At 32.5% G+C, this 22611-nt stretch carries 21 protein-coding genes and 1 riboswitch; of the genes, 18 read left to right on the top strand and 3 right to left on the bottom strand.

Annotation, left to right across the window (positions count from 1 at the left end; genetic code table 11):
- Positions 1 to 191: 191 nt before the first annotated feature.
- The 11 genes from BM319_RS17135 (at position 192) to BM319_RS17085 (ending at position 12166) form a co-directional block, all read left to right on the top strand.
- On the top strand, positions 192 to 1787 hold the full coding sequence (locus tag BM319_RS17135; protein WP_091023794.1) for an FMN-binding glutamate synthase family protein: 1596 nt from the start codon (positions 192 to 194) through the stop codon (positions 1785 to 1787).
- A gap of 317 nt (positions 1788 to 2104) precedes the next feature.
- Positions 2105 to 2368, top strand: a complete 264-nt coding sequence (locus BM319_RS17130) for a hypothetical protein (RefSeq protein WP_091023793.1) — start codon at positions 2105 to 2107, stop codon at positions 2366 to 2368.
- Positions 2369 to 2669: 301 nt separating this feature from the next.
- The gene (locus BM319_RS17125) at positions 2670 to 3170 is read left to right on the top strand and encodes a DinB family protein (protein ID WP_091023791.1); all 501 of its coding nucleotides are present in this window, start codon (positions 2670 to 2672) and stop codon (positions 3168 to 3170) included.
- Between the two features lie 115 nt (positions 3171 to 3285).
- Positions 3286 to 3864 carry a TMEM175 family protein gene (locus BM319_RS17120; protein WP_091023789.1) on the top strand — a complete coding sequence of 193 codons (579 nt, stop codon included), beginning with the start codon at positions 3286 to 3288 and terminating at the stop codon, positions 3862 to 3864.
- 50 nt (positions 3865 to 3914) lie between these two features.
- Positions 3915 to 4262: a VOC family protein gene (locus tag BM319_RS17115; protein ID WP_069032850.1), complete on the top strand. Its 348-nt coding sequence runs from the start codon at positions 3915 to 3917 to the stop codon at positions 4260 to 4262.
- Positions 4263 to 4408: 146 nt separating this feature from the next.
- The gene (locus tag BM319_RS17110) at positions 4409 to 4597 is read left to right on the top strand and encodes a hypothetical protein (RefSeq protein WP_069032851.1); all 189 of its coding nucleotides are present in this window, start codon (positions 4409 to 4411) and stop codon (positions 4595 to 4597) included.
- A gap of 280 nt (positions 4598 to 4877) precedes the next feature.
- A riboswitch (cyclic di-AMP (ydaO/yuaA leader) is annotated at positions 4878 to 5015 on the top strand.
- A gap of 88 nt (positions 5016 to 5103) precedes the next feature.
- Positions 5104 to 5283 (top strand): hypothetical protein, encoded by a 180-nt coding sequence (locus tag BM319_RS17105; protein WP_069032852.1) that lies wholly within the window; start codon positions 5104 to 5106, stop codon positions 5281 to 5283.
- A gap of 171 nt (positions 5284 to 5454) precedes the next feature.
- A complete protein-coding gene (locus tag BM319_RS17100; RefSeq protein WP_069032853.1) occupies positions 5455 to 6138 on the top strand; it encodes a response regulator transcription factor in 684 nt (227 codons plus the stop codon).
- Positions 6135 to 7460 (top strand): sensor histidine kinase, encoded by a 1326-nt coding sequence (locus BM319_RS17095; RefSeq protein ID WP_091023787.1) that lies wholly within the window; start codon positions 6135 to 6137, stop codon positions 7458 to 7460. Before BM319_RS17100 ends, BM319_RS17095 begins: the two co-directional genes overlap by 4 nt.
- A 111-nt stretch (positions 7461 to 7571) precedes the next feature.
- Positions 7572 to 10673 (top strand): efflux RND transporter permease subunit, encoded by a 3102-nt coding sequence (locus BM319_RS17090; protein ID WP_091023785.1) that lies wholly within the window; start codon positions 7572 to 7574, stop codon positions 10671 to 10673.
- Positions 10674 to 11014: 341 nt separating this feature from the next.
- Entirely contained in the window at positions 11015 to 12166 is a 1152-nt protein-coding gene (locus BM319_RS17085) for an SLC13 family permease (RefSeq protein ID WP_091023783.1), read from the top strand.
- An 81-nt stretch (positions 12167 to 12247) separates the two neighbouring features.
- Here the strand turns inward: BM319_RS17085 and BM319_RS17080 are convergent, their stop codons facing one another.
- Positions 12248 to 12538 (bottom strand): HesB/YadR/YfhF family protein, encoded by a 291-nt coding sequence (locus tag BM319_RS17080; protein ID WP_091023781.1) that lies wholly within the window; start codon positions 12536 to 12538, stop codon positions 12248 to 12250.
- 165 nt (positions 12539 to 12703) lie between these two features.
- Positions 12704 to 13402, bottom strand: a complete 699-nt coding sequence (locus tag BM319_RS17075) for an FTR1 family protein (protein WP_175495633.1) — start codon at positions 13400 to 13402, stop codon at positions 12704 to 12706.
- Between the two features lie 154 nt (positions 13403 to 13556).
- Between BM319_RS17075 and BM319_RS17070 the strand changes: the two genes are divergently transcribed.
- The 6 genes from BM319_RS17070 to BM319_RS17045 all read left to right on the top strand — a co-directional run bounded on the left by BM319_RS17070 (position 13557) and on the right by BM319_RS17045 (position 19432).
- Complete coding sequence (locus BM319_RS17070) at positions 13557 to 13892, top strand: MGMT family protein (protein ID WP_091023778.1); 336 nt, start codon at positions 13557 to 13559, stop codon at positions 13890 to 13892.
- A gap of 230 nt (positions 13893 to 14122) precedes the next feature.
- Complete coding sequence (locus BM319_RS17065; RefSeq protein WP_091023776.1) at positions 14123 to 14740, top strand: DUF4004 family protein; 618 nt, start codon at positions 14123 to 14125, stop codon at positions 14738 to 14740.
- 20 nt (positions 14741 to 14760) lie between these two features.
- Complete coding sequence (locus BM319_RS17060) at positions 14761 to 15573, top strand: polymer-forming cytoskeletal protein (RefSeq protein ID WP_069032861.1); 813 nt, start codon at positions 14761 to 14763, stop codon at positions 15571 to 15573.
- Positions 15574 to 15833: 260 nt separating this feature from the next.
- Positions 15834 to 17510, top strand: coding sequence for a glycoside hydrolase family 13 protein (locus BM319_RS17055; RefSeq protein ID WP_091023774.1), 1677 nt, complete (start codon positions 15834 to 15836; stop codon positions 17508 to 17510).
- A gap of 483 nt (positions 17511 to 17993) precedes the next feature.
- On the top strand, positions 17994 to 18452 hold the full coding sequence (locus BM319_RS17050; protein ID WP_069032864.1) for a C40 family peptidase: 459 nt from the start codon (positions 17994 to 17996) through the stop codon (positions 18450 to 18452).
- Between the two features lie 203 nt (positions 18453 to 18655).
- Complete coding sequence (locus tag BM319_RS17045; RefSeq protein ID WP_091023772.1) at positions 18656 to 19432, top strand: prepilin peptidase; 777 nt, start codon at positions 18656 to 18658, stop codon at positions 19430 to 19432.
- A 63-nt stretch (positions 19433 to 19495) separates the two neighbouring features.
- Here the strand turns inward: BM319_RS17045 and BM319_RS17040 are convergent, their stop codons facing one another.
- Positions 19496 to 20050 carry a thioredoxin family protein gene (locus BM319_RS17040; protein ID WP_091023770.1) on the bottom strand — a complete coding sequence of 185 codons (555 nt, stop codon included), beginning with the start codon at positions 20048 to 20050 and terminating at the stop codon, positions 19496 to 19498.
- Positions 20051 to 20178: 128 nt separating this feature from the next.
- Between BM319_RS17040 and BM319_RS17035 the strand changes: the two genes are divergently transcribed.
- On the top strand, positions 20179 to 22575 hold the full coding sequence (locus BM319_RS17035) for a penicillin acylase family protein (protein ID WP_091023768.1): 2397 nt from the start codon (positions 20179 to 20181) through the stop codon (positions 22573 to 22575).
- Positions 22576 to 22611: the final 36 nt, after the last annotated feature.

The following is a 22611-nucleotide window of genomic DNA, read 5'->3' as shown; positions in this document are numbered from 1 at the left end:
CTCTAACCCTAAATTTTTGCTAGATGACTTTATAGCTTAATAAGAGTGTATTCGATGATGCAAGCATTGTATAAATTGGAAGGAAATATGTAAAGAATAAAATATACACTCGATTAAGGAGAGTAAGAATGAAGTATTTTTATAATAAACTTGATCGCTATGTTACGGAACTTTTTCTAGGGGGAATATAATTGAATATAACAAATGTTTTAATTATCCTTGGATTCATTTTTTTTGCCTTACTACTTTTAGTTTTAATAATAGGTACACTCTATTTGTTTTTTATAGATCGAAGACAAAAGCAGCATCCAATACTCCGTAATTATCCAGTAATAGGACGAGTTAGGTACTTCTTAGAAACTATTGGTCCTGAGCTACGTCAGTATTTATTTAACAATGACCTAGAAGGTAAACCTTTTTCTAGAGAAGAATATGAGCATATTGTCAAAAAAGCAAAATATAAACGGGATGTCCTTGGGTTTGGGTCTAAAAGAGACTTTGAAGAAAAAGGATATTATATTAGAAATTCAATGTTTCCAAAACTGTCAGAAGAATTAAAGATGGACCAGCAAATAAACGTAACAACAAACCGATATTTATTGATTAAAGAGCCTTTGTTTACACAGAAGGAAGAAAGATTAGAGAAAAATGATTCACTTGCATTTTTGTTAGATGATAGTGATGCAATTGTGATAGGTAAAAACACGAGGTATCCTTTTATTGTAAAAGGCCAGATTGGTATGTCTGCTATGAGCTATGGTTCCTTAGGTGAAAATGCTATTACTGCACTCTCAGAAGGATTAGCAATTGCGAAAGGGACTTGGATGAATACAGGTGAGGGTGGTTTGTCTGAATACCATCTAAAGGGTGGCGTTGATATTATCATGCAAATTGGCCCAGGTTTATTCGGGGTTAGAGATAAAGAGGGGAATTTTAATTGGGATGCCTTGAAAGAAAAAAGTAAAATTCCTGAAGTGAAAGCTTTTGAACTTAAATTAGCTCAAGGTGCAAAAACACGTGGTGGGCATATTGATGGGGAAAAGGTAACAGAGGAAATTGCAAGGATAAGAATGGTAGAACCATATAAATCTATTGATAGTCCTAATCGCTTTCGAGAGTTTCATGACTTTCCTTCCTTGTTTGACTTTATGGAACAAATTCGAGAACAAACTGGAAAACCAGTAGGAATGAAAGTAGTTATTGGAAGTGGTCACGAAGCTGATGAATTAGCAAAACATATAAAAAGTACTGGGAAGGGTCCTGACTTTATTACTGTAGATGGTGGTGAAGGGGGGACAGGTGCGACATACCAGGAACTGGCGGATAGTGTAGGTTTGCCAATTAAATCTGCATTACCTTTAATGGATCATGCTTTAAGAAAATATGGCGTACGTGACCAAGTTAAAATAATAGCTTCAGGAAAATTATTTTCCCCAGATCGAGTAGCAATTGCACTTGCAATGGGGGCTGACCTTGTTAATATTGCAAGAGGATTTATGATTACGATTGGTTGTATTCAAGCATTAAAATGCCACTCCAATGCTTGTCCAGTCGGTGTAGCCACAACAGATCCTGATTTACAAAAAGCCCTCGTCATTGATGAAAAAAAATATCGAACAGCAAATTATCTAATATCAATGCGTGAAGGTTTATTTCGGTTAGCTGCCGCCGCAGGATTGGATTCCCCTGCCCACTTTCAAAGTGAGCATGTCGTTTATAAAGATGAAAAAGGGAAAGTGTGGTCACTGAAGGAAATTTATCAATCATTGGTAGAAAAAGTAGATTAAAAATAGTACCTTTAAAACGTATTTTTCGGTGCTAGATCGGACTTTATCATAATAGTTGAACAATGAGAGACTACTTAGGTAGTCTTTTTGTGTGTCAGGTAGTCGCATAGAGGGCTGACCTAGTCAGTGCCCTCCATTTATTTTATTAGACTAAAGAAGACACTTCGGTATAACGATTGGATAAAAGATAATTTTCACCTGAAAATTTTTAAGCCGTGCTTATAGCCTATTCCGCAAACTCCCAAGTCTACATATATTATAAAGATTCAAAAGCCCAAGATTGCTAAATACGTTATTCAAAAGGGAGGAAGGTTAATATGAATTTCTACAACCATGTACCTTATAATGATTATTATAGAAATCCACAGCAAGCTGTAAATCCACAACAAATTCTAACATTAATAAATCCAGCTGTTAGCCATGGATTAAAAGAAGCACAACAACTTGGTTATCAACATGCATTAACAGAAGCAGTTGCTATAGGTTATTTGATGGGAAAAGGTTACGATTATAATACTGCTTGGAAAACTGTTGAATCATGGTGGAGACCACCGGGAACGCCTACACCTACTCCATATTAAAATTAAAAAAGTTATTTTTATCATAGCTAAAGAGAATTTTTTGAGGAATCATTAATTTAGGAGATTCCTTTTTTTGTGTTTTATAAATAATTCTTCATTTAGTAATTAGGACTCTATTATAGTACGTATGTAAAGTATAATTTAGATGTACAAAAAAAATCGACTGCAAAATTGATTTTTTAAATGAGAAAAATGGTAGGTATTTTGAAGAAGGTATTTGTAAACGAATATTGAATGATTAGTTACATATGCAAAAAATGTAAAATTTTAGATTTAAATCAATACGAAGGAGGAATCTACCTTGAGCGAACTTGAACTGATTAATACATACAAAAACGAGCTTCAAAATTACTCTATAGAACAGTTAAGGTTTAAATCTGAAGAAGAGGTTTGGTCTATTGGTCAAATGTATGACCATTTAATTATTTGTGCCCACGAATATCTAGATAACATGGAAATTTGCGCCACCTTAAATGATGAACAACCACTTGGAAAAACGGAATTTGGTGAGAAGTTATATAAGATTGGGGGATTTCCACCGATTAAAATCAGATTACCAGATGAACTAAATGATCCACCTAATAATTCAGATAGCAAGGACGAGCTTATTGGCAGAATTGATCAAGTAATTCTAAGGTTGAGCCAATGGGAATCGAAAGTGGATAGTATAAATCCTAATTATAAAGTCAAGCATGGAGGGTTCGGTTGGCTAAATGCAAGGGAATGGTATGATTTGGTTTATATGCATTTTCGTCATCACTTGCGCCAAAAAAATGAATTAGAACAAAGGCTTGTTAAGTGACAGGCATTCTTTAAACTAACCTATATAAAAATTTTAGGTTTACGAGAAAAAAGGAATTTAATATAGATAGAAATTTAAATAAAACAAAAAGACAAATAATAATAGGGAGTAAACAATGAATAAAAACCGGTTGGAAGCTTTTAGTGATGGTGTACTTGCAATCATTATTACAATTATGGTCCTAGAAATTAAAATTCCTCACAGTCCAAATATAAAAGACTTATTACAACTTTTCCCAACCTTTCTTAGTTATTTACTTAGTTTCATTTATGTTGGTATTTACTGGAACAACCACCATCACATGATACACACTTTACAAAGGGTGACAGGATCAATTATGTGGGCAAATCTACATTTGCTTTTCTGGTTATCCTTAATTCCTTTTGCTTCTGGTTGGATGGGAGAAAACCATTATAAGCCTTATCCAACAATGCTTTATGGTGTAATACTCTTAATGGCCGCAATAGCTTACTTCATTTTACAAGGTATAATTATCCAAAAAGAGGGAAAGAATTCAAAGTTAAAAAAGGCTGTAGGTAATGATTGGAAAGGAAAAGCTTCAGTGGTTTGTTACTTATCTGCAGTTTGCACGTCTTTAATCTGGCCCTGGTTCGCTCAAATAATTTATGTAATCGTGGCAATTATGTGGTTATTACCGGATCGTCGAATTGAGAAGGTTATGCAAAGTAAGTAAACAAAAAGTGCTTTTTAATTCATTTATAAAAAGTGAGGGAGTTATCTATGATGATAAAAGGTTTCGGGGGAATATTTTGGAGGACTAAAAATCTGGATGCTTTAACAAAATGGTACAGTAAAGTGCTGAATGTAGAAATAGAAAATTGGAATGGGACTATTATTAAACCGGACTCTGAAAATGAAACGATCTTTTCGTTCTTTACGGAAGAAGACAGTTATTTTCCAACAGAACAGCAAGTGATGTTAAATTTCCAAGTTTATAATTTAGACGAGACGATTAAGCATCTTGAAAAAGTGGGTGTACCTCTAGCAAAGGAAAAAGAGATTAGTGATTATGGTAAGTTTGCTTGGATTAAAGATCCAGAAGGTAGATTGGTTGAACTTTGGGAGAAATAATCTGAGATAAAAAAGGGTTGCTGCGGCGATCCTTTTTTCTTTTTTGTACAAATAGGCATTTTAGCTTAACAAGGTATAAAAAGATTCTCCATAGAATATTAGTTTTTAGTAACTCTATATTAAGTGATTACCTAAAGGAGAAAACTATGTCAGACTTATTTATTTTTTTGCCACTTTTCATTCTTATTATTGTAATAGCTATTATTGTCTTCTTAATTAATAAATTTGCAAAGAAAAAGAATAAAAGCACAGGAAGAATTGTTGTAACTATCTTATTGTTATATGTCACTTTAAATTTAATAATGGGCGTTATTACTTATTTTAAAGGACCATAGTCAACGATTACATACACTAGCAACTGAAGTAGGGTTACATAACAGAGATTGACTCATGCCCCCTTTATGAGCAAGTAATATTGAACAACTTGCTTTTCAAAATCAACTAGGAAGAGAACATCATAATGGTCATTTTTTGGCCCAGCATTTTTAATCAAAAGACATATTAGTTTCTTTAAGTAGTAAAATAGTTTACAATTTAGTAGTTGAATTGTAATTTAAGTAATATACATAAAATTAAATGACCATAGATCGCTGAGTTTTAGTTGAGTGTTTCTTCTATTATTGAGGACATTCAATTTTGAAGCGGGGGAACCAATTTTTGTGCAATTGTACTTTGGGGTGAATCCTTTTTAGGTAGGGCTACTTTTTAGGTCCGAATCCGACAGCTAACCTCGTAGGCGTGTAGGGAGAAGGTTTCCAAAATGATGTCTTATTAAGGCACTGGAGATTTTCCTAGTGTCTTTTTTGCATTCAATTTTGATAAAGTAAGTGGGGGTTATGAAATGCTAGAAATGTATATATTTGGCGGGATTCTTATTTTAACTATGTTAATAGCAGTATTTATGACTCGTAAGGATTCTGTAGTAGATGATGAAAATGGAAAATATAAATGTGGAAAGTCCGGGAATAGGAAGAGAATCGTTAGAGAGAGAAAATCAGGTAAAGTCGTGAGAATAGATTGATTAGTATTGTAGAAAATCGCGAATTTAAATAGGAAACTTCCTTAAGAGAGTGGTCAATTAAGCCATTCTCTTTTTTATATAGTTAGTTTAGGTTTCATAATTCATATTTAGTTCATAATGAGTTTATATAATATGTACATAATTATTTGTAAATGTAAGTAGGTGAATTTATTGAATCATGTAAATGTATTGGTTGTCGATGATGATGCAAATATTCGGGAGTTAATCTCTATATTTTTAAGTGGTGAAGGCTATACAGTTATTGAGGCTGAAAATGGTCAAGAAGCATTAACATTATTGGAAGAAAATAATATTCAAATAGTAGTAGTTGATGTGATGATGCCTGAAGTAGATGGTTATGAGCTGACTAAAGAGGTTAAAAAGTATTATGATATTCCGATTTTAATGGTTACTGCAAAAGGTGAATCTCAAGATAAATTAAAAGGCTTTGATCTTGGAGTAGATGATTATGTTGTTAAGCCTTTTGATCCTTTGGAAATCGTAGCCCGTGTAAAAGCTCTATTAAGAAGATTTCAATTGCTATCTGATAAAAATATTTTTGTAGGTAATTTAACGATCAATCAAATTAAATATGAAATTTCGGCGAATGATCAATCGATTACATTACCATTAAAGGAATTCGAATTATTGTTGAAGCTTGCAAGTCAAGCTGGAAGAATCTTTACGAGAAATGATTTGATTGAGCAAATATGGGGACTGGATTATGAAGGAGATGAACGCACAGTTGATGTGCATATAAAAAGAGTACGTGAGCGACTAAGAGAGATAAAGGCTACTGTCGAAATCGTTACAATAAGAGGTTTAGGTTATAAATTAGAGGAAAATCACGCATGAAAAGCATGTATACAAGATTGGTTTTAATCTTTATTTCAGTTATTTTGTTGAGTTTAGTCATTACTTTTTTTATCGCTTCAAAATACTTTATAAAACATGTTGAAACAGAGGTACAAGGTGATTTAATTGATGTTGGAGAAAATTTTATTTCCATCTATTCTAAACAAGATAATCAAAATGGAGTAGATGCGACCTTACAAATTCTTAGTAAAAATTTTTATCTATCACTGTATGATGAGTCCGGTAAAATTGTTTTGAAAAATACCGCACTAAAAAAGAAGAACATAAAAAAAGAACAAATATTAAGTGTACTAAACAAAAGAGATGTTCAAACAAAAGGATATCTCATCGGTCTACCTTTTGAAAAAGATGGTCATCGATATGCTTTATTTATTCAGCCCAATATTGATCGTGGGTTCTTTAAAATGCGGAGAGTTTTATTTTTTAGTTTGCTTACAACTTTAATCATTGGGTCAGTAACATTTTTATTTGTTGCTAAGTTACTAGTAAAGCCAGTTAAAGAGCTAATACGTGCCACAAAAGAACTGGCTAAAGGCAACTATGACGTTCAAGTAACGATTAAACGTAAGGATGAAATTGGACTACTCGCTTCAAACTTTAATCTGATGACGAATAAATTAAACAATCTAGAAGAAATGAGAAGTGAATTTGTGTCAAATGTTTCTCATGAAATTCAATCACCGTTAACATCGATTAAGGGTTTTGCAAAGGTTTTAAGAAATAAGCAGTTAGCTGAAGAGAAAAAGGAACATTATTTATCCATTATTGAAGAAGAGAGTGAACGTCTTTCTATGATGAGTGAAAGATTATTAAAGCTAGCTTCATTAGATTCTGAGCAACACCCATTCCAGCTAACGACTTACAAATTAGATGAACAAATTCGAAAAATTATTTTGGCATTAGAGCCACATTGGGAAAGTAAAAAGCTTCAATTAGTTTTAAATTTACCACAAACAGAAATAGTAGCAGATCGTTTACTACTTGAACAAGTATGGATTAATTTACTTCAAAATGCGATTAAGTTCTCAAGTATAGCTGGGTATATTAAAGTAGATGTTTTAGAACTAGATCATACTATTCACGTCTTCATAAGCGATAGTGGGCTAGGAATAAGTCAAGATGATATTGATCGGATATTTGAACGCTTTTATCAAGCTGACCGTTCTAGAAATAAAAAAGGAACCGGGCTTGGGCTTTCGATTGTACAAAAAATTATTGAAATACATCATGGGAAAATAGAAGTTGAAAGTGTTGTTGGAAAAGGAACTAGCTTTACGATTATCCTTCCGAAAAACTTGTAAACTTAAAAAGTTCAAATTATGTTCTTAATTGTTCATATTCTGTTCATATAGATTTGATAAACTAATCACGTATTAGAATTGTAACGAATCGAAAGGGGAAATAGATACATTATGTTTGCAGGCTTAACGAAATTAAGTTTGAAGAACACAATATCAGTTATTATATTAAGTGTTCTTGTTTTGATAGGGGGAATATATTCTGCCCAAAAAATACAAATTGAAACATTTCCTGATGTTTCATTTCCAGCTGTTGCAGTACAGGTAGTATACCCTGGTGCATCATCTGAGGATATAGAAACTGAGGTCACTAAACCAATCGAATCAGGTTTAATGAAGCTTGAAAACTATGATCAGTTAACAAGTACTTCAAGTGAAAATATGGCTTCAATCTTTATGATTTATCCTTTTGGAACGGATATGGATAAAATTGAAAAAGACGTTGATAATGTAATCAATAAAACAAAGTTACCTGATAAAGCAGAAGCGACAGTTCAACGTATTGCGATGGATTCTGCTCCTATTTATCAAGTTGCAATTGCAAATAACGGTCAAGTAAAAGATTTACAACAATCAATAGAAAAAGATTTACTTCCTCAAATTAAAAAAATCACTGGTGTTAGTGATGTAAGTCTTCAAGGAACAAAGGATGAAGAAATTCAAATTGTTGTAGATAATAAAAAAGCAGAAGAAAAAGGGATATCTTTAGATACAATTAAAACGGCAATTCAAGGTCTAGATTATGCAGTGCCATTAGGATCTGTTGAGAATAATGGAAAAACAGTTTCTGTTCGAATGAAAGGTACATTAAACTCAGTCGATCAAATCAAAAAAACAGTTTTATCTAGTGCAGCTGCCCAAAGTACACAAATGGGTACGATGACTCAAGGTGCACAACTAGGTAGAGGTGCTGGACAAGCACAAACAGTAACGCCAAAAAATGTTACTGTTGCTGATATTGCAGATGTAAAAGTAGTTTCGGTTCAAGACCAAATTTCTAGATATAATGGTAAAGAAAGTTATATTTTATCAGTTTCTCAAACACAAGATTCAAATACAGCGGATGTAGCAACATCAGTTAAAAAAGAAATTAAATCATTTAAGAAAGACAATAATGTAGAAACGCATGTCATTATGGATAACGGTAAAGAAATCGAGAAATCCGTTAGTTCTTTAATTAAAGAAGGTCTATTAGGTGCGTTATTTACAGTAGTCGTTATTCTGTTATTCTTAAGAAACATTAGAGCGACAATCATTTCAATTTTATCATTACCAATTTCAATCTTTGCAACAATATCAGTATTAAATTCATTAGGTTATACATTGAACATTATGACTTTAGGTGGTCTAGTTGTTGCAATTGGACGTATTGTTGATGATAGTATCGTTGTAATTGAAAATATATACAGATGGAAACAACAAAAAGGTAATCAATATAAGAAAAAAGAGATGGCATTATATGCAACTAAAGAAGTAATTGGTGCCATTGCATCATCTACATTTGCTACAGTAGTAGTATTTTTACCTTTAGCATTTGTAAGTGGTATTATTGGAGAATTCTTTAGACCATTTGCTATTTCAGTAGTCGTTTCGATTTTAACTTCTCTAATTGTTGCGATCATTTTAATTCCAACATTAGGAGCAAAATTCTTATCAAAACCGTTAAAAGAACACAGTAATGATACTCGTTTTATGAGAGGTTACGAAAAGTTACTTCGTTCGGCATTAAAACGTAAATGGATTGTTATCTTATTATCTATCGTTTTATTAGCTGGTTCATTATCGATGATTCCTTTATTAGGATTCTCGTTCTTACCTGGTAGTGTAAATAAAACACTTCAAGTGACAGCAACTCTTCCATCAAATAGTACGGTGGATCAATCAAATGTAGTAGCTAAAGAATTAGAAAAATACTTTGCAAATTCAGACAAAATTGACAGTGTACAAGCTACTGTTGGTGGTAAACGTGACTTTATGATGAATATGGATGGTGGCAAAAATAAAGCAATCTTCCAAATCAATCTAAAAGACGGAAAGAACATGGATAAAGAACTTTCAAAAATCAATAAAGAAGTTCCTTCAATTGTTGATGCGAAAGTAAAAGGTACAACAATTACAGCAAAAGAACTTTCTCAAAATGGTCCTCCAACAGGGAACAATATTGATGTAAATTTATATTCTGCAAACTTTAATGATTTAAAAGATGCAGCTTCAAAAATTGAAAAAGAATTAAATAGTGATGATCGTCTGAAAAATGTTTCTAATAATTTAAAAGATGTACAACCTAAATTAGAAATTACATTAAACGATAAAGCACGCGATGAAAATATCTCAATGTTCCAAGTTATGGGAGCTATTAATGAAAAAATTAACGACGTTGAAATCGGTGATTACGATTTAAACGGCGAAACAAATAAGCTTACTGTAGGTTATAAAACTAAAGCAACTTCAAAAGAAGATATTGAAAAAATTAAGTTTATGACTGCAACAGGTCCGAAAGAAATTAAAGACTATGTAACTATTTCTAAAAAGGATGCACCAGTTTCAATCAACCATGATGATGGAAAAATGTTTGCATCAGTAAGCGCAGAAGTAAAAGGTAAAGATACTGCAGCAATTACAAAAGATGTAACTAGTCATTTAAATAAAATTGATTTACCAAAAAGCGTCGATATGAAAATTGGCGGCGGTTTAGATATGATTTCAGATGGATTTAGCAGTTTAGGAATAGCGATGGTAGTTGCTGTCGGATTAGTATTCTTAATCATGAGCATGACATTTGGTGGGTTAAGAACACCGTTTGTTATTTTAACTTCTTTAATCTTCGTACCAGTCGGAGCTTTCTTAGCGCTATTTATTGGTAAGCAAACACTTTCAATGAGTGCAATGATCGGACTATTAATGTTGATCGGTATAGTAGTAACAAATGCGGTTGTATTATTAGACCGAGTTGAACATAACCGTAAAAATGGATTAGAGGTAACTGACGCATTAATTGAGGCTTCAAAGACAAGATTACGTCCAATCCTAATGACAGCATTAGCGACAATTCTTGCTTTAGTACCAATGGCCCTTTCAAATTCAACATCAGGCTTAATTTCGAAAGGATTAGCAGTAACTGTAATTGGTGGTTTAACAACTTCAACATTCTTAACACTAATCATCATTCCAGTTATTTATAAATTAGTAAGCAAAAAGAAAAAGATTGAAGAATAATTGAAGAAGAGTGCCTCACACATATAGTGGGGCACTCTTTTGTATTTAAACTAAAAAACAGGCTGTCTTATAAGACAACCTTTAGGGAAATACCTTACTAATTCCACCCTTTTGAAGCGTATCAGAGTTAATCATAAAAAGTACCATTTATTAATAATACGATATCTCCTATTGCTCCAATACATGCGAATCAAGTCAAAAACAAATCAATACCACCTCAACAAAAAAAACGCCAATTTTTCTGTAATTTAATGGAAAAGGTGGTATTTTTTAAGTGCAATGAAGTTTCAAATGCAAGAAACATGGGTGTGTAGTAGAATTGATAGTACTGGAGGGGGATTATGAAAGAATCTATATATGTGGAAACCGAAAAAAAATTGAAATTGAATTTTGGAATTTTAAAAAAAGACATTGTACTTACCATATCACTCTTGTTAGCAATTGTAAGTTGTTTATTCCATCCACCAAAACTAGAATATATAAATTTTAAAGTATTAGTTAGTTTATTTAATCTTATGCTCGTAGTTAAGGCTCTGGAAGAACTTAAGTTATTGGATAAGTTCGCCATTTCTATACTGAGTAAATGTCATAATAGTAAAAGTGTTTCAGCGATCCTAATTTTATTATGCTTTTTTAGTTCCATGCTTGTAACGAATGATGTGGCATTAATAACATTTGTACCATTAACACTTATAATTAGTAGGATTATAGAAACTTCTATGTTAGATACTATTATATTAGAGACAATTGCGGCTAACATCGGAAGCAGCCTAACTCCAATGGGAAATCCTCAAAATCTTTTCATATTTACTTACTATGGAATAAGGCCAATACAATTTTTTACAACAATTATTCTATTAGTGGTGCTAGGAATTGTTCTGTTATTCTTTTTTAATCAGAGATTAAATAGTAAAAAATTGGAAATGGATCTTCCATATATTCCTATAAAAAATAAAAAAAAGGCAACATTATGGGGAATACTATTTGGCATTATATCTGTATCCATACTAGGTTTTTTAAGCTACAAACTTGCGTTCATCATCGCACTTTCAACCGCATGTATACTTGATATAAAATTATTGAAGAAAATTGATTATTTATTGCTTCTTACTTTTATCTGTTTTTTTATATTTATAGGAAACATATCGGAATTAAATGTAGTACACACATTTGCCAGCGAAAATCTCAAAAGTCCCACATCAATCTTTTTCAGTTCCATCATTTTAAGCCAACTAATAAGCAATGTACCAGCTGCGATCTTTTTATCAAAATTCTCGGTGAATTGGCAGCCTTTATTAGTAGGTGTGAATTTAGGTGGACTTGGTACGATTGTTGCTTCCCTTGCAAGTGTAATTTCATTTAAATTTTTTATAAAGAGAGATCCACAAAAAAGTAAAATGTACCTTATAAGGTTTAGCTTTTATAACTTTTCGATTTTAGCTCTTTTAACTCTTGTTTATTATTTTGCGATGAAATATCAAAATTTCTTTTAATGCAAATTTATAACAGTCTACTTCAACAGAACCAAAAATAAAAAAAGAGCTTAGGCACAAACGCTACCTAAGCTCCATTTATTATTTAGGTTCATAATCAAAATGTAATTCATTATTTTCATTTACAATTACACTTAAATTATAATCTTTAAAATACCATAAATCTGTTTCGTTTATAAAATAGACTACGTTATCAACCGTAATTGATTCCCCGATGTCCACAGGCTGTTCTTTTGTAACACCTAAAGAATAACCTTTATGTATTGTACTATTTCCCCCGTATCGCGCGAAAAAACGAATTGTATCTCCTTCTTTTACATTCATCTCATCTTGAAACCATTTTAATGCATCTTCGGAAATTTTAATTTTCATTGTAACCGACCTTTCTTTATCTTATAAAAATATTATAGTATGAATGTGAAAAACTATACAGAAAAGTGATGTTAAGTGCAAAAAGTGTAACTAGAATAAAGAAGAAAACCTAGATCAAACAGGCTTTCTTCTATATTTAAGACGAGCGTATTAGATAAATCTATCTTATTTTTTGAAAAAAGATAGGATGCTGTTTTTAAATAAAATAAATAGTGAAACGACGACGAATCCATAGTAGACGATTTGTTCAACTAGTGGTGTAGCATCAATAAAGGAGAATAGACCTTCAGAGAATACTTTACCGCCAAAGAAAATTAATAGAATACCCAGCAAAGTAAAAATCACTTTAATATTTAAATTAATTGTAGTTTTGATAAATAAATATGCAATTAAAATAGCTGCAATAATTCCTAAAAAAATAGAAATCATACCAACGAAGGCGATTGTATGTGCATTTGATAAAACAAACAGAACTAGCTCTAAGCCTTCGCGAATCACAAATACGCTTGCCATGAAAAATAATGAAATACTACTATCTATAATTTTAAATTCTGATTTTAGTTTATCTGAAATATTCATGCTACTTTGACTACTTAACCAGTAAATAAAATAGAAGATTAGCAATGCTGCAATTAATTGGATTACACCTTCAATAGTATGTTCAACATTTCCATTTAGTTCACTGAATGTTGTAAATAAGAAAAATCCAGCAAAAATACTAACTACTACTCCAAGTATTGTTCCGTAGACTACTGACTTAATTAAATGCTCTTTTTTACTCTGAATTAATGCAATGAATAAGTATCCGATTACTAAGGAAACCTCAAGGCCTTCTCGTAAAGCTATTAAAAAATTAGCATTCAATTCACTATCATCCTCCCAATTATATTTAAATCTACTAACTAGATTATTCTTTAATAGAAGAATGGACACTATTTTATTAATAAATAGGCATAATAAGTTGTGTGGTAAAATTAATATAAAATAGCCCAAAATGTAAATATTAGAAGGGGAAAAAATGGAATCTTTTACAAGTAGAGCGATTGAAATTATTAAAAATATACCACCAGGAAAAGTAATGACATATGGCCAAGTTGCAAAATTGGCCGGAAGTCCAAGAGGAGCTAGGCAGGTTGTAAGAATCTTACACTCGATGGGTCAAAAATACCAATTGCCATGGCATAGAGTTATAAATGCTAAAGGTGAAATAGGAATTCAAGATGAAGAAGGATTTTTAAGACAAAAGCAGTTCCTCCAAAATGAAGGGGTTAAATTTACGAGCGAGAGAACAATTAACCTGAAGGAATATCAAGTAAATGTAGTTCTTGAGAAAGAAGATGTGGATTTAATTTAGGATCTAAGGAAAAGGCTAATTCTAACTAGATAGATTTAGAACGAAATTACTACTCAAAATTCATTAATAAATGGATTTTGGGTATTTTTTTTTCAAAAATGACTATAATTAAAACATTGTTACGCATAATATTGTTGTGAAATTGTTTAAATGTTGTATCGAAAGTGTTACGATGGAACACTTTACAATAAAACATTGTTTTGTTATACTCATGTCAGGAGGAATGTCATATGGGTGAAGAATTAATTTCCAAAAAAGATTTACTACAACTTACAGGCATATCGTACGGACAGCTTTATCGTTGGAAAAGGAAAAACATCATTCCGGAAGAGTGGTTTATGAAAAAATCAAGCTTTACTGGACAGGAAACGTTTTTTCCAAAACAGAGAATTTTGGATCGGATTGAAAAAATAAAAGAGTTGAAGGATGATCAATCATTAGATGATATTGCTAGAGTGTTTTCAGTCAATGAAGAAATCGTTTCTGATCGTGGGAATGCTACTATATTTTTGGAGCAAATCCCTAAACAAGTCGTACAAATATATCAATCACTTTTTCCAAATACTAAATTAGAGCATTTAGGTACGGTTCAACTATGTTCGTTACTTTTTGTAAACGAGTGGCTTTCAAATGGTAGTGTAACAATAGAAGAAATAAAACAATTTTTAAATTTGGTTGAGACGCATAAAAACCAAATTAACTTGGATGAAGCGACTGTCATTTATATTCGAAAATTTGGTATGGGTACATGGATTATTGGAAATCAACATGAGACGTTTGTTGATCAAAAGGATTCGATCTTAATCAATGTTACTCTCTCGAACTATTTAAATAAATCGATTAAATAAATTATGGAGGAGAGATTATAGTGAGCGTTCAATCAAAGCAGAATGCAATTATTAACGGTTCTGGAACAATTGGTACTGGCAAATATGATGACGTTAGAATAAGTGGAAGCGGACGTATACTTGGTGATATTTTTTGTCATGAAGTGAAAGTAAGTGGCTCAGCAAAATTCAATGGAAAAGTCGAAACTGATTATTTTAATTGCAGTGGGAGCGCTAAATGTTTAAGTGATGTTGATGCAAAAAAAATGAGTGTCAGTGGCTCGGCTTCGATTGATGGAAAAGTTTCTGGTGGAGATGTAAATGTTAGCGGTAGCTTTAAAACAAAGGGCGACTTAAATGTTCAAAGTATTAATGTTTCAGGCTCAATGAAAACGACAGGAATAGTGAAAGCTGAAGTAATTACTGTAAAAGGGTCACTTTCTACAGAAAAAGGATCTGAATGTGAAGTATTTACAGCTAAAGGTCACTTATCAATGAATGGTTTATTAAATGCTGAAAATGTAAAAATTACCCATGGGGGATTTGGCTATTTACCTCATAATGGATTTAGCTATATACCTGAAATTGGTGGAGAAACAATTGAAATTAGTCGATTTGATGACAATAATATATTTTCACGTGTTTTTACTAAACTTTTTAACAATCGATTGAACTTCAAATCAGATGTAATTGAGGGAAGTGCTGTAAAGATTGACTATACGACAGCGAGTGTAGTACGAGGCGATGCTGTAACAATTGGACCAAAGTGTGTAATTGACCTAGTTGAATATACAGAAGATGTTCAAATTCATCCTTCAGCAAAGGTAAAGGATGTAAAGAAATTAGAACTATAAGCGGCTTAAGGGATATCCTAAGTTGCTTTTTTTTTGCTTTTTGGGAAAACGGTTTTTGAATAAGGCAGCATAAGGGAGTTAAAATAGGAAGTTCTAATAAAGTGTAAGCTGGCTATTAATTTCAGTTATTGAACTATAGTTAGTTGAATGTTAAGATAATAATGTGCAAACGGTTGCAATGATATTGTACTTAATTTTTTTGAAGGCTTCTAATATAGTCGATAATGAAAACGCTTTTATGTATTTGGAGGAGAGAGATTATGACAAATCAAAGTTGGTGGAAGGAAGCGGTTGCTTACCAAATTTATCCACGTAGCTTTATGGATTCAAATGGTGATGGAATTGGTGATTTAAGAGGTGTAATTTCGAAATTAGATTATTTAAAAGAACTCGGTATAGATGTAATTTGGATTTGTCCTTTTTACAAATCACCAAATGATGATAATGGTTACGATATCTCAGACTATCAGGACATTATGGATGAGTTTGGCACAATGGCTGATTTTGATGAGTTATTAGAGAATGTTCACGAAAGAGGAATGAAGTTAATTTTAGATTTAGTAGTCAATCATACAAGTGATGAGCATCCTTGGTTTTTAGAATCTAAAAAATCGAAAGATAATCCATATAGAGACTACTATATTTGGAGAGAAGGAAAAAAATCAGGCCATGAGCCAAATAACTGGGAAAGTATTTTCGGTGGTTCTGCATGGGAATATGACGAAGCAACGGATGAATATTTCTTACACTTATTCTCAAAAAAGCAGCCTGATTTAAATTGGGAGAACAAAGAAGTAAGACAAAAAGTATATGACATGATTAATTGGTGGTTAGATAAAGGAATCGACGGTTTCCGAGTAGACGCGATCAGTCATATAAGAAAACGACCAGGTTTTCCAGATATGCCTAATCCAAAGAAAGAGAAGTATGTTGCAAGCTTTGATATGCACATGAATCAAGAAGGAATTCACAAATATTTGGATGAACTAAAACGTGAAACATTTGATAAATATGACATCATGACAGTTGGTGAAGCAAACGGTGTAACAACGAAAGATGCACACCTATGGGTTGGAGAAAAAGAAGGTAAGTTCAATATGATTTTCCAATTCGAAAGTTTAGATCTTTGGAAGAAAACCGATGAATCTGAAACTTCGATCGCTGATTTAAAAGAAGTACTTACTAAATGGCAAACTGGGTTAGAAGGATATGGATGGAATGCATTATTTATAGAGAACCATGATATACCTAGAGCAGTCAGTACATTAGGAAACGATGATGAAGCATTTTGGAAAATTTCAGCAAAAGCTATTGGAGTAATGTATTTCTTTATGCAAGGAACACCATTCATTTACCAAGGGCAAGAAATTGGAATGACAAATGTTCATTACACATCAATCAACGATTATAATGATGTAAGTGCAAAAAATATGTATAATACAATGATTGAAAATGGTTCAACTGAACAAGATGTTCTGGACATTTTATGGAAAACAGGCCGTGATAATTCTCGCACACCTATGCAATGGAACAGTACAAAGAATGCTGGATTTACAACGGGTAAACCTTGGCTTAAAACGAATGATAACTTTAATGAAATCAACGTTGAAATCCAAGAAAAAGATGCAGACTCTATTTTATCATTCTATAAAAAGATGATTACATTACGCAAAGAAAATAAAGCACTAGTTTATGCTCCGTATGAATATTTAGACGTTAAAAATGAACCTGTTTATGCATACACTCGAAATGGTGAAAAAGAAACATTCTTAGTGATTACTAATTTATCATCAGAGAAACAAACATTTACTTTACCGAAAGAACTTACGAAAAAGAATGCACAATTAAGCTTAACGAACATTGAATTAACAGATCATCAATTAGTTGAAAATATGGAATTTAAACCTTTTGAAGCTAGAGTTTATCGCTTAATTTAATTTTTTTATATGGTATTTACTGAACAGATTGTCACATGACAGTCTGTTTTCACTTTGTACAGGATGATTGCTTTCCATGGGGGAAATCTGTGGAAGTGTAAATAAAAAAGCTGAAACTGCAATTAAATCTCAAAAAGTGCAAATAAAATGGCCAGAACTGCAATTAAATTTGGCAAATCTTCAAATAAAATAGTCAAAGCTGCAATATAAACTATGAAAACCGCAAATAGGGCTACGAAACAAGATTTTACCGTAAAAATTAAGTAAGACCAGCCCTATGCAATGGGGCAATGGATGTTCGAATTTCTCAATATCCTAAAAAATGGCTGTCGAATGATAGTCATTTTTTGCTGCATATTTTTGGCAAAAACCTACAAGGTTTTATAGTATTACAAACACTTCGACAATTTGTAACACTCCTGTAATGGCTTTCAAAATTATATTTTGTTAGACTTACATTATCAATGAAGGGGGAGAAAAGAGATGAAAAAGCAAGTCCTTATAGCTTTCGTATGCTTACTGAGCATGGTATTTTTTACGACTAAATCACAAGCAGCATCTACATATAACCCATACTCAAAGAAAAATCAGGTAACAAAAATCGCTAAACAATATACTGGAGTGCCATATCGTTTTGGTGGTACATCTACTAAAGGTTTTGACTGTTCAGGTTACGTAGGGTATGTATACAAAAAAGTCGGTACTACATTACCTCGAACTGCTTCGTCGATGTATACTGTCAGCTCAATTGTTAAAAAGCCTGTTCCTGGTGATTTAGTTTTCTTCAAAAATACATACAAAAAAGGTATTAGCCATGTAGGAATTTTCATGGGAAATAATACATTTATTTCAGCGACTTCAAGTAAGGGAGTAGCTGTAGTAAGTCTTTCTAATACATATTGGAAACCAAAATTCGCTGGCTCAGGTAGCGTAATTAAATAAACATAATAATAAATGCAATTTACTTTTCTTAAGAATGGTAGATTGCTTTTTTTTTGCACTTTTTTAGGAATAAAATATAAGTGCAACTACGTCTTTGCCTCCACCTATCGCTGAGTTTTCTTTATCTTTCATAAAGTTTTCATTTTTAATAAATAAGTAGATTATGATCGAATGATATAATGACCCTTAACTAAACTAGTTACATGACTTTAAGGGAGTTGGTAATTATAGCAATAGTCTACTTTACTTTTTTTGTTTTTGGTTTAGTATTTGGTTCTTTTTTTAATGTTGTCGGGTTAAGAGTTCCAAGTGGGAAATCGATTATTTCACCAGGTTCCTCATGTTCAAATTGTGGACATAAATTGAGATCTCTAGAATTAATACCTGTATTTTCTTTTTTAATCCAAAGAGGGAAATGTCGAAGTTGTGGTAGTCTTATTTCCAAACAATATTTATTAGTTGAAATACTAACAGGTATGTTATTTGTTTTTTCCATCTATGAAACTGGTTTTCATAAAGAGTTAATGATTGCTCTTTCGATAATATCTTTATTAGTTATTATTGTTGTTTCGGATGTGAACTATATGATTATCCCTAATCGTATTCTACTAATCTTTTTATTTATTTTTAGTTTTGAACGAATCTTAATTCCATTGGATCCTTGGTGGAGTAGTATAGTAGGAGCAATAGGAGCATTCGTGGTTTTGCTTCTAATTAATCTGATTAGTAAAGGTGGTATGGGAGGAGGAGACATAAAGTTATTTAGTGTGCTAGGCATAATTTTAGGCTGGAAATTAACTCTCATTGCATTTATAATTGCATGTTTTTCAGGCAGTATTTACGGATTAGTCGTAATATTGTCCGGAAAATTAAAGCAACGAAATCCGATTCCTTTTGGTCCATTCATCGCAATGGGTGGAGTAGTAAGTTATTTTTACAGTGAAAATCTATTAGAATTTTACGATATAATTTTTTGTTAAGCTGATAAATAAAAAGGCTATTTAATTGAAAAATTCTTTCAACTAAATAACCAGTACTTTTTCTTATGAGAATAGTTTTTCTTCTACACTATTAATAACCGAATTCCAGTATTTTTTGTCTTCAACGAAGTTTGTTCGAATGGCTTTAAAAACAGCAGTTTGTTTTTCTTGGAAATTTGGATCATCTTTATCTGGAAGCTCTTTTTTCATTTCAACTACAATTTCTTCAATCTCCGCAGAACGTGGACCCCAAACATTTACTTCATTCCCTTTTTCATCCATAAAAACAAAAATTGGAATAGAACGAGATTTACCATTAGTTAAATATTGATCCATTAATTCTAGGTTTTCATCACGAATTAGGAATCTAGTATCTATATTTGCTTTTTCCATCATTTTCTGAATAACTGGTACATTAAGTAATGCATCTCCACACCAATCTGCAGTTAAAGTAACAACCTTCCAATGACGATTCTTTAATTGTTCAAGTTTTGCTTGTGTACTTTCAGGAATCGTTACTTCATTATAGATCTTTAGAAGTTCTTCTTTATTTACATTCATTGCTTCCACATATTCTTCAAAAGTCATGCCTTTTTCGAACCAAGAATTTAATGACATTTCCATACACTCCTTTAAAGTTAATAAATAGTATTATACCCCATTCGTCATAAGAAGGAATGCAAAAAGACTTGCAGAATTATTATACAGTATATGTTTTATATGCAGTTTAAGCAGGAGGGAGAAAAATGAGTGCGCCTATTGAAATCTCAAAAAATCGGAAGCGCTTTCCAAAGTGGATTAAAGTTACATCAACTATCGTAATCGTTATCGTCTTAATCGTTGCGGGCACTGGCTTGTATTTAACCAAAAAATCATTACCAAGCATTAAAGGAAATTTAACGATCCGTACGTTAAACCATAAAGTTGAGGTAGTTAGGGATGATAAAGGAGTACCCCATATTAGTGCTAAAAGTTTGCATGACTTGTATGTTGCGCAAGGCTTTGTAACTGCACAAGATCGATTATTTCAAATGGATTTAAGCAGGAGGCAAGCGTCCGGACAATTAAGTGAAATAATTGGTGATGCAACAGTGGAGCGCGACTCATATTTTCGAACGCTTGGTTTAAGAAGAGCTGCTGAAGCTTCTTATAGCAAATACGATAAAAATGGACAAAATGTATTAAATTGGTATGCAGAAGGCGTAAATGCGTACATAAAATACGCAATAAAAGAAAATAAACTAGCAGTTGAATTTAAAATTTTAAAATATAAACCAACTGAATGGTCAGCAATTGACTCACTAGTAATTGGTAAATATATGGCATTTGATTTAGGCGGTCACTGGAATGAACAAGCATTTCGTTATTATGCTATGAATAAATTTCCAAAGGATAAGGCTTTGGAGCTATTCCCAGCTAATAATGATATAGATCCGTATATTATTCCAAGTAATACTTCAAAAATAGACGTAGAAAAGAGCTTTGCAAGTGCAGTTATTCCCCCAGTTTGGAATGGTAGTAATGATTGGGTTGTGAGTGGTTCTAAAACTAAGTCCGGTAAAGCGTTATTGGCAGATGATCCTCATTTAGGATTGGCGACACCGGCAATTTGGTATGAAACTCAATTAAAATCTGGTGATATGAATGTAAGTGGTGTAATTTTTGCAGGGGTGCCGGGAATCATCGTTGGTCATAATGAACATATTGCCTGGGGAGTAACAAACGTAGGACCAGATGTACAAGATTTATATATTGAAAAACGAAATCCAAATAAATCAGACGAATTTTTATATGATGGCCAATGGGAAAAGGCAAAGGTTATAAATGAAACGATCAAAATTAAAGGTAAAAAGAATAAAGTTTTACCTGTTATGATTACGAGACATGGTCCAGTGATCTCGGAATTTGCGAGTGATGCTGGAAAAGATACTGTATTCTCTTTACAATGGACAGCACTACAACCAACAACAGAGCTAGAAGCCGTTTTAAAGTTTGATGTTGCAAAGGATTGGAATTCGTTTAAAGAAGGATTAGCTTTATTTGAAGCTCCTGCTCAAAATTTCGTATTTGCATCGGATGACGGAACAATTGCCTACCGAGCGAATGGGAAAATTCCAATCCGTAAAAAAGGTGATGGGCTAATGCCAGTCCCAGGTTGGACTAGTGATTATGGTTGGAAAGGATACATTCCATACGATGAACTACCAACAATCGTTAACCCAAAGGAAGGCTTTATTTCATCTGCAAATAATAAAGTAGTGGATGATTCATATCCATACCATATTTCAAATTCATGGGCACAGCCTTACCGTCAATTACGCATTCAGGAAGTATTAAAAAAGAATGACAAACTGACTGTTAAAGATATGCAAAAGCTACAAATGGACGAAATGAACTTACAGGCGAAGGAGCATGCACCGAAGTTTATTAAGTCAATAAAACAAAATAAAGATCAATTATCATCTGTTGAAAAATCAGCTTTAAAGGAACTTGAAAAATGGAATTTTATAGATGATAAAGATGAAGCTTCACCTCTCATATTCCAATTGTGGATGACTGAAATAAATAAAGCATTGTTCGATCAACAAATTTCAAACGATATGATGGATTTATTTGGAGACCGCAAAGTCGTAGTCGATCAATTGCTACGTGACAGCTTAAATGGGAAAAAAGTAATCTGGGTTGATGAACAAGGCGGAATTGATAAACTTTTATTAAAAACCTTCAAATCAACAATTAAAAATATTAGCAAAACAGACGGTGAAAATGCAGCTAAGTGGAAATGGGGGGATCACCATAAAGTTGCTTTCGAACACCCATTATCTAGTATTAAAATCTTAAGCTATTTCTTTAATGCAAGAGATCCAATCCCAGTAGGAGGCAGCTCAACTACAGTTAAAGCAGCAGGATATGATGACCAAGGAATCGTAGACCATGGTGCATCATGGAGAACTGTTGTAGACTTTGCAGATTTAAGTAAATCAGTAAACGTAGTTGGACCAGGACAATCCGGAAACCTCGGAAGCAAATGGTATAGTGATCAAATGGAAGATTGGGCAAAAGGAACATATCATACTACATCTTTGAAAAGTGTTGAAGGTGTTAAAGAAATATTTGTACCGGGAAAAACAAAAAAGAAGTAAGAAGGAAGTATAGAGGACAGACCTTTATGGGGTCTG

The sequence above is a fragment of the Bacillus sp. UNCCL81 genome (assembly GCF_900112535.1).
Taxonomy (GTDB): Bacteria; Bacillota; Bacilli; order Bacillales; family Bacillaceae_G; genus Gottfriedia; species Gottfriedia luciferensis_B.
Note: the sequence above shows the minus strand (reverse complement) of the source record. Positions and strands in the feature narration are given on the sequence as shown.